This window comes from Ferrimonas pelagia (genome assembly GCF_039543565.1).
In the GTDB taxonomy this organism is placed as follows: Bacteria; Pseudomonadota; Gammaproteobacteria; order Enterobacterales; family Shewanellaceae; genus Ferrimonas; species Ferrimonas pelagia.
In genome coordinates this window covers 147,845-153,844 of the sequence record NZ_BAABJZ010000107.1, presented here as the reverse complement: position 1 = coordinate 153,844, position 6,000 = coordinate 147,845, and the positions used below count along the sequence as shown (strand labels likewise).

Annotated in this window: 5 protein-coding genes; 1 reads left to right on the top strand and 4 read right to left on the bottom strand. The window is 54.9% G+C overall.

Annotated elements, in window-relative coordinates:
* Nucleotides 1-167 precede the first annotated feature (167 nt).
* From ABEA08_RS21965 to zwf, 4 genes are read right to left on the bottom strand one after another with little or no spacing between them, the layout of a single operon-like run.
* Nucleotides 168-809, bottom strand: a complete 642-nt coding sequence (locus tag ABEA08_RS21965; protein ID WP_345337596.1) for a bifunctional 4-hydroxy-2-oxoglutarate aldolase/2-dehydro-3-deoxy-phosphogluconate aldolase — start codon at nucleotides 807-809, stop codon at nucleotides 168-170.
* A gap of 10 nt (nucleotides 810-819) precedes the next feature.
* Nucleotides 820-2,625, bottom strand: coding sequence for a phosphogluconate dehydratase (edd, locus tag ABEA08_RS21960; protein ID WP_345337602.1), 1,806 nt, complete (start codon nucleotides 2,623-2,625; stop codon nucleotides 820-822).
* 2 nt (nucleotides 2,626-2,627) lie between these two features.
* The gene (gene pgl, locus ABEA08_RS21955; RefSeq protein WP_345337595.1) at nucleotides 2,628-3,320 is read right to left on the bottom strand and encodes a 6-phosphogluconolactonase; all 693 of its coding nucleotides are present in this window, start codon (nucleotides 3,318-3,320) and stop codon (nucleotides 2,628-2,630) included.
* A gap of 1 nt (nucleotide 3,321) precedes the next feature.
* Entirely contained in the window at nucleotides 3,322-4,737 is a 1,416-nt protein-coding gene (gene zwf, locus ABEA08_RS21950) for a glucose-6-phosphate dehydrogenase (RefSeq protein WP_425557395.1), read from the bottom strand.
* 309 nt (nucleotides 4,738-5,046) lie between these two features.
* On the opposite strand from zwf, the gene ABEA08_RS21945 reads away from it, so the two are divergent.
* Nucleotides 5,047-5,901 carry a MurR/RpiR family transcriptional regulator gene (locus tag ABEA08_RS21945; protein ID WP_345337592.1) on the top strand — a complete coding sequence of 285 codons (855 nt, stop codon included), beginning with the start codon at nucleotides 5,047-5,049 and terminating at the stop codon, nucleotides 5,899-5,901.
* Nucleotides 5,902-6,000: the final 99 nt, after the last annotated feature.

Genomic DNA, 6,000 nt, shown 5'->3' with positions numbered 1-6,000 from the left:
AGAAGCTATGGAGGGTATCGAGAGCTTGACTGAGAAGCATAAAAAATCCGAGTTCCTGAATGAGAACTCGGATTCTGACATCATCAAAAGATCGGTCAAACGATCCTTAAATGATCGGCATTACGCCCCGAAGGGCGCCGTCTGTGTCAAAACTCGGGGAGGGTGAATTACTTCACGCCTTCAACGGCTTCTTTACACAGCTGGGTGATGCGATCCCAATCACCGTTGGTCACAGCGTCAACCGGTGCGATCCAGGAACCACCACAAGCTTTCACCTGAGGAATGGCCAGGTAATCGTTGTAGTTGTTCAGGCTGATCCCGCCGGTTGGGCAGAACGTCAACTGAGGCAGTGGGCCCAAGATGGATTTCAGTGCCTTAACACCACCGTTGGCTTCCGCTGGGAAGAATTTCAGGTGATCATAGCCCTGCTCCAGCGCCTGCATGGCGTCAGAAACAGAAGCCACACCCGGGATCAGCGGAATGGAGCGCGCTTTGGCCGCCTGCAGCAATGCTGGGGTCGCACCCGGGCTGATGGCGAACTGGGCGCCGGCCTCGATCACTTGATCCAGGTGCTCAGCATTCAGAACGGTACCCGCACCAACCAGTGCTTCTGGCACGGCTTCACGGATCGCGCGGATAGCTTCCACTGCGCACTCGGTACGCAGGGTCACTTCCAGGATCTCGATGCCACCGGCAACCAGAGCTTTCGCCAGAGGAACCGCTTCTTCCAGCTTGTTGATCACCATTACTGGCACAACTTGACTACGAGCGAAAACTTCACCCGGCTGCATAACCCATTGGTTACTCATAAAAAAATCCTTACTTAATTACTGCAGAGGCGCCAATTTCAGGGCGCGCCAGCATGGTGCGGAACTGGGCGAACAGGTCGCGACCAGAGCCGATATTATTGGCGCTCAGATCCATTGCTGGGATTGAACGTTCTTCTAGTTCTTTTTCTTCAACCAACAAAGTCAGTTCACCGGTGATGGCATTCAAACGGATCATGTCACCGTCGTTCACCTTCGCCAGCAAACCACCATCGATAGCTTCCGGGGTCACGTGGATGGCGGCAGGTACCTTACCAGATGCACCCGACATACGTCCGTCGGTCACCAACGCAACCTTGAAACCGCGATCTTGCAGCACGGCCAACGGTGGGGTCAGCTTGTGCAGCTCAGGCATACCATTGGCCTGCGGGCCCTGGTAGCGCGCAACCACGATGCAATCTTTGTCCAGCTCACCGGCCTTAAACATGCCTTCCAAATCATACTGAGATTCGATAACCACGGCTGGTGCTTCAACAATTTGGTGCTCCAGCTCAACCGCCGACACCTTCATTACCGCGCGACCCAAGTTGCCTTTCAGCAACTGCATGCCACCGGTTTCCTGGAACGGCTTGTCGATCGGGCGCAGCACGTCTTCGTCGCCGGACTGCTCTGCACAATCCACCCACTGCAGCTTGCCTTCCACCAGCGCTGGTGTTTTGGTGTACAGCTCCAGGCCTTGACCCGCTACGGTTTCAACGTCTTCGTGGATCAAACCGCCTTTGCGCAGCTGAGCCATCAGGAACGCCATGCCACCGGCTTGGTGGAAGTGGTTAATGTCCGCCTGACCGTTCGGGTAGACGCGGGCCAGCAGCGGCGTAGCCGCGGACAGATCCGCAAAGTCCTGCCAGGTCACGATCACGCCAGCGGCGCGAGCCATAGCCACCAAGTGCATGGTCAGGTTGGTCGAGCCACCGGTTGCCAACAAAGCAACAATGCCGTTAACCACGTTCTTTTCGCTGTAGATATCAGCCATACGCGCGGTTCCTGCCTGCGCATGGCGGCAAACCTGCTTGGCTGCCGCGTCGGTCAACTGCTCGCGCAGATCGCCTGACGGTGGCACAAAGGAGGAACCTGGCAACTGCAGGCCCATCGCTTCAATGGCGAGCTGGTTGGAGTTCGCCGTGCCGTAGAAGGTACAGGTGCCAGGGCTGTGGTAAGAAGCGGATTCCGCTTCCAGCAAGGCTTCCTCACCCACATTACCTTGCGCGTATTCCTGACGCACACGGGCCTTTTCTTTGTTTGGCAAACCGGAAGGCATTGGCCCTGCTGGTACAAACAAGGTGGGCAGGTGGCCGAAGCTCAGCGCGCCCATCACCATACCCGGGACGATCTTGTCACAGACGCCCAACTGCAGCGTACCGTCGAACATGTTGTGGGACAGACCAACAGCGGTTGCCATGGCGATCACTTCACGGGACAGCAGCGACAACTCCATGCCCGGCTGACCCTGAGTCACGCCATCACACATCGCAGGGACACCACCGGCGACCTGGGCGACAGAGCCTGCAGAACGACACGCGGCTTTGATCTGCTCTGGATAGGTCTCATACGGCTGGTGCGCTGACAACATATCGTTGTAAGAGGTCACGATACCGATGTTGGACTTGTTCATCGCCTTCAGATCGGCTTTGTCCTGCTTACCGCAAGCCGCGAAGCCGTGGGCCAGGTTTGAGCAACCTAACGCGCCACGCAGCACGCCTTTGGCTTGCTGAGCCGCCATGTTTTTCAGGTATTCGGCGCGGGTCTCGACACTGCGCTCGATGATGCGATCGGTGATCGCCTTAATTTGCGGGTTCAGCATTACGCTTCGCTCCAGTATACGTCGACAGGGGCCTGTTGCAGGACAGCACGGATAGGCAGCTCGGTGGCGTCGGTTCCAGCCAAAGCGGCATCCAGAACGTCTTTCTTACCTTGACCGGCAATGTGCAGGTAGGTGTGACGAGCAGCCAAGATCGCCTTCAATGAAAGCGTAATGCGCGCGTGTGGCGCCTTGGTCGGATGGGTCGCCAACAACAACGCATCGGTGTTGAAGCCTTCATCCAATTGCTCGCAGCATGGGAACAGGGACGCGGTGTGGCCGTCGCCACCCATACCCAAGATCACCACGTCGAACGGTTGACCGAACGCACTCAGTCGGGCAGTTGCTTCGACCAGACCCTCTTCTGGGGTGGCATGACCGGTCACTGGCGACACATAGTTCGCGTCAGCGGCTTTGTTCTGGATCAGGTTGTCACGCACCAAGCGATCGTTTGAGTCCGCATGATCTGGGGCAACCCAACGCTCATCAACCAAAGAAACATTGACCTTACTCCAGTCAATATCGATTTGGTTCATGGCTTTAAACAGCGGCAGCGGCGTGCCACCACCGGAAACGAACAGCGAGGCTGAGCCGCGCTCAGCGATCGCCGCAGCCAGTTGTGCGGTGATCTTGGTGGCCAGCTCTGAAACCAGCTCAGCGCCGGTCACGAAGGTGTGCATGTTTGGCATTGTCATCTCACTCCTCCCAAGCGCGGTTATCGCGAGTGATCATCGCTACAGACGCAACCGGGCCCCAGCTACCCGCCGGGTAGTTCTTCGGTGGCTCATTGGAGGCTTCCCAAGCGTTCAGGATAGAGTCACACCAAGTCCACGCCTGCTCAACTTCATCACGACGTACGAACAGCGCTTGGTTACCCAACATACACTCCAGCAACAAACGCTCATACGCGTCAGCGATGCGCTCATTCTTGAAGGTATCGGAGAAGGACAGATCCAACTTCGTGGTCTGCAGACGAGTCGTAGAATCCAGGCCAGGAACCTTGTTCATCATCTGGATCTCAACGCCCTCATGCGGCTGCAGGCGGATCGTCAGCTTGTTCGCTGGCAGATCACGGTACAGATCCTTATAGAGGTTGTGCGGCGGGTTCTTAAAGTGAACGACGATCTCAGAGTGCTTGGTCGGCATACGCTTACCTGAGCGCAGGTAGAACGGCACACCCGCCCAACGCCAGTTGTCGATATCGACACGCATGGCAACGAAGGTTTCGCAATTGGAATCGGTCTTGGCACCTTCCTCTTCCAGGTAGCCCGGCACGGACTCGCCTTTCAGGAAACCCGCGGTGTATTGACCACGGACGGTGTTCTCATAGATGTTGGTCTGATCGATCGGGCGTAGCGACTTCAGTACCTTCACCTTCTCATCGCGGATCGAGTCTGCGTCCAGGTTAACCGGCGGATCCATCGCAACCAGAGACAAGACCTGCAGCAGGTGGTTCTGGATCATATCGCGCATCTGACCTGCTTCATCGAAGTAGCCCCAGCGGCCTTCAATACCCACCTCTTCCGCAACGGTGATCTGCACATGATCGATGGTGCGGTTGTCCCACTTAGAGGAAAACAGCGAGTTGGCAAAACGCAGAGCAACCAGATTTTGTACCGTCTCTTTACCCAGGTAATGATCGATCCGGTAGATTTGCTTTTCTGCAAAGTATTCAGCAACTTGGTTGTTGATAACCTTGGAAGATTCCAGGTCATTGCCGATCGGTTTTTCCAATACAACGCGGGTATCCGCTTTGATCAGCCCGTTCTCTTTGAGGCAATTACCAATGGCACCATAGATAGATGGCGGTGTGGCGAAGTAGTTTACCATCACGCTGTTCGGGTTCAGGATCTTTTGTAGTCCTTTAAACCCGGCAGGATCGGTGAAATCCGTCGCGTAGTAGCACAAACGCTTGATAAAGCGCTCTGCAACCGTCTGATCCAAAGTCTCTTTGACAAAGGTGTTCAGTGCTTTTTGAACGGCACCAACGTAATCTTCCTGACTCATTTCACTACGCGCGATGCCTACAATGCGCGTATCTTCATGAAGCAGGCCTGCGCGATCCAGTTGATACATGGCCGGCAGCAACTTGCGTCGTGCCAAGTCGCCCATAGTACCAAACAACACAAAATCGCAGGATTTGACTGAAGAATCTTTGTTAACAGCCACTTCCGTCTCCTCTAAAGGGCGGTGGTCCGCCCAAGATGTAATTTAGCTACATTAGAATGAAATTTTGCCACCGATGCAAGGGGCAAAAGCCCCTACACGCTGGCTTAATTTCAAGAGTGTTAGTAAGATACCGAAAATGAGATCAGTGCCATATGGGAACCACTGTACATAGCGATATATTAAGGCCTCGTACAGTTCCTTCTTAATGGACTAAGTAAACAATAGCCCACGGATTAGAGTCTTTGACGATTTATGAATACGATCGATAAGATCCAGAAAAGTCTGGCCAATTTTAGCAAGTCGGAACGCAAGGTGGCGGAAGTCATCTTGGCCGATCCCCAGCAAGCGATCCAATGCAGCATCGCAACTCTGGCCAAGATGGCAGACGTCAGCGAGCCTACCGTTAATCGCTTCTGCCGCCGTTTGGATACCAAAGGTTTTCCAGACTTTAAGCTCCATCTTGCCCAGAGCTTGGCTAACGGTACACCTTATGTATCACGCCACGTCGAAGCCAGTGACAGTGCTGAGGCCTATACCAATAAGATCTTTGAGTCATCGATGGCTGCGCTCGATTCAGCGAAGCAAACCATTGACCCACAATTGGTCAATCGCGCCGTTGACATGCTAACCCAAGCCGATCAGATCTCCTTTTTCGGCCTAGGCGCCTCGGCGGCAGTCGCCCACGACGCTCAAAATAAATTCTTCCGCTTCAACATCCCAGTCTCCTGCTTCGATGATGTGCTAATGATGCGCATGAGCTGCATCAACGCGCGCGAAGGCAGCACCATAGTGCTGTTCTCCCACACCGGCCGGACCAAAGCCTTGGTGGAGATCGCACGTTTGGCGCGGGAAAACCACGCGCACGTTATTGGCCTCACCGCCAAAGACAGCCCGCTCGCCAAAGAGTGCTCTTTGGCCCTGACCATGGACGTCCCTGAGGATACCGATCTCTACATGCCGATGGCGTCACGCCTGGCCCAAATGGTCGCGGTCGATGTCCTGGCGACCGGTTTTACCCTGCGACGGGGCCCTCGCTTCCGTGAGAATCTAAAGCGCGTAAAAGAGGCACTAAAAGAATCTCGCTTCGAAAAACCCCATATGCAGTAACAGATTTTAGGGTGAGCACAACGCTGCGCTCACCTAACCCCCCCGTACAGTCTAAAATGTAACCACCCTCTTACTGAATACGTTTTCAGCATCAAAATA

Excerpts from the sequence above, each read along its gene's own strand:
- pgl (WP_345337595.1), bottom strand. The coding sequence starts at position 3,320 with ATGACAATGCCAAACATGCACACCTTCGTGACCGGCGCTGAGCTGGTT.
- zwf (WP_425557395.1), bottom strand. The coding sequence starts at position 4,737 with ATGGGCGACTTGGCACGACGCAAGTTGCTGCCGGCCATGTATCAACTG.
- ABEA08_RS21945 (WP_345337592.1), top strand. The coding sequence starts at position 5,047 with ATGAATACGATCGATAAGATCCAGAAAAGTCTGGCCAATTTTAGCAAG.
- ABEA08_RS21965 (WP_345337596.1), bottom strand. The coding sequence starts at position 809 with ATGAGTAACCAATGGGTTATGCAGCCGGGTGAAGTTTTCGCTCGTAGT.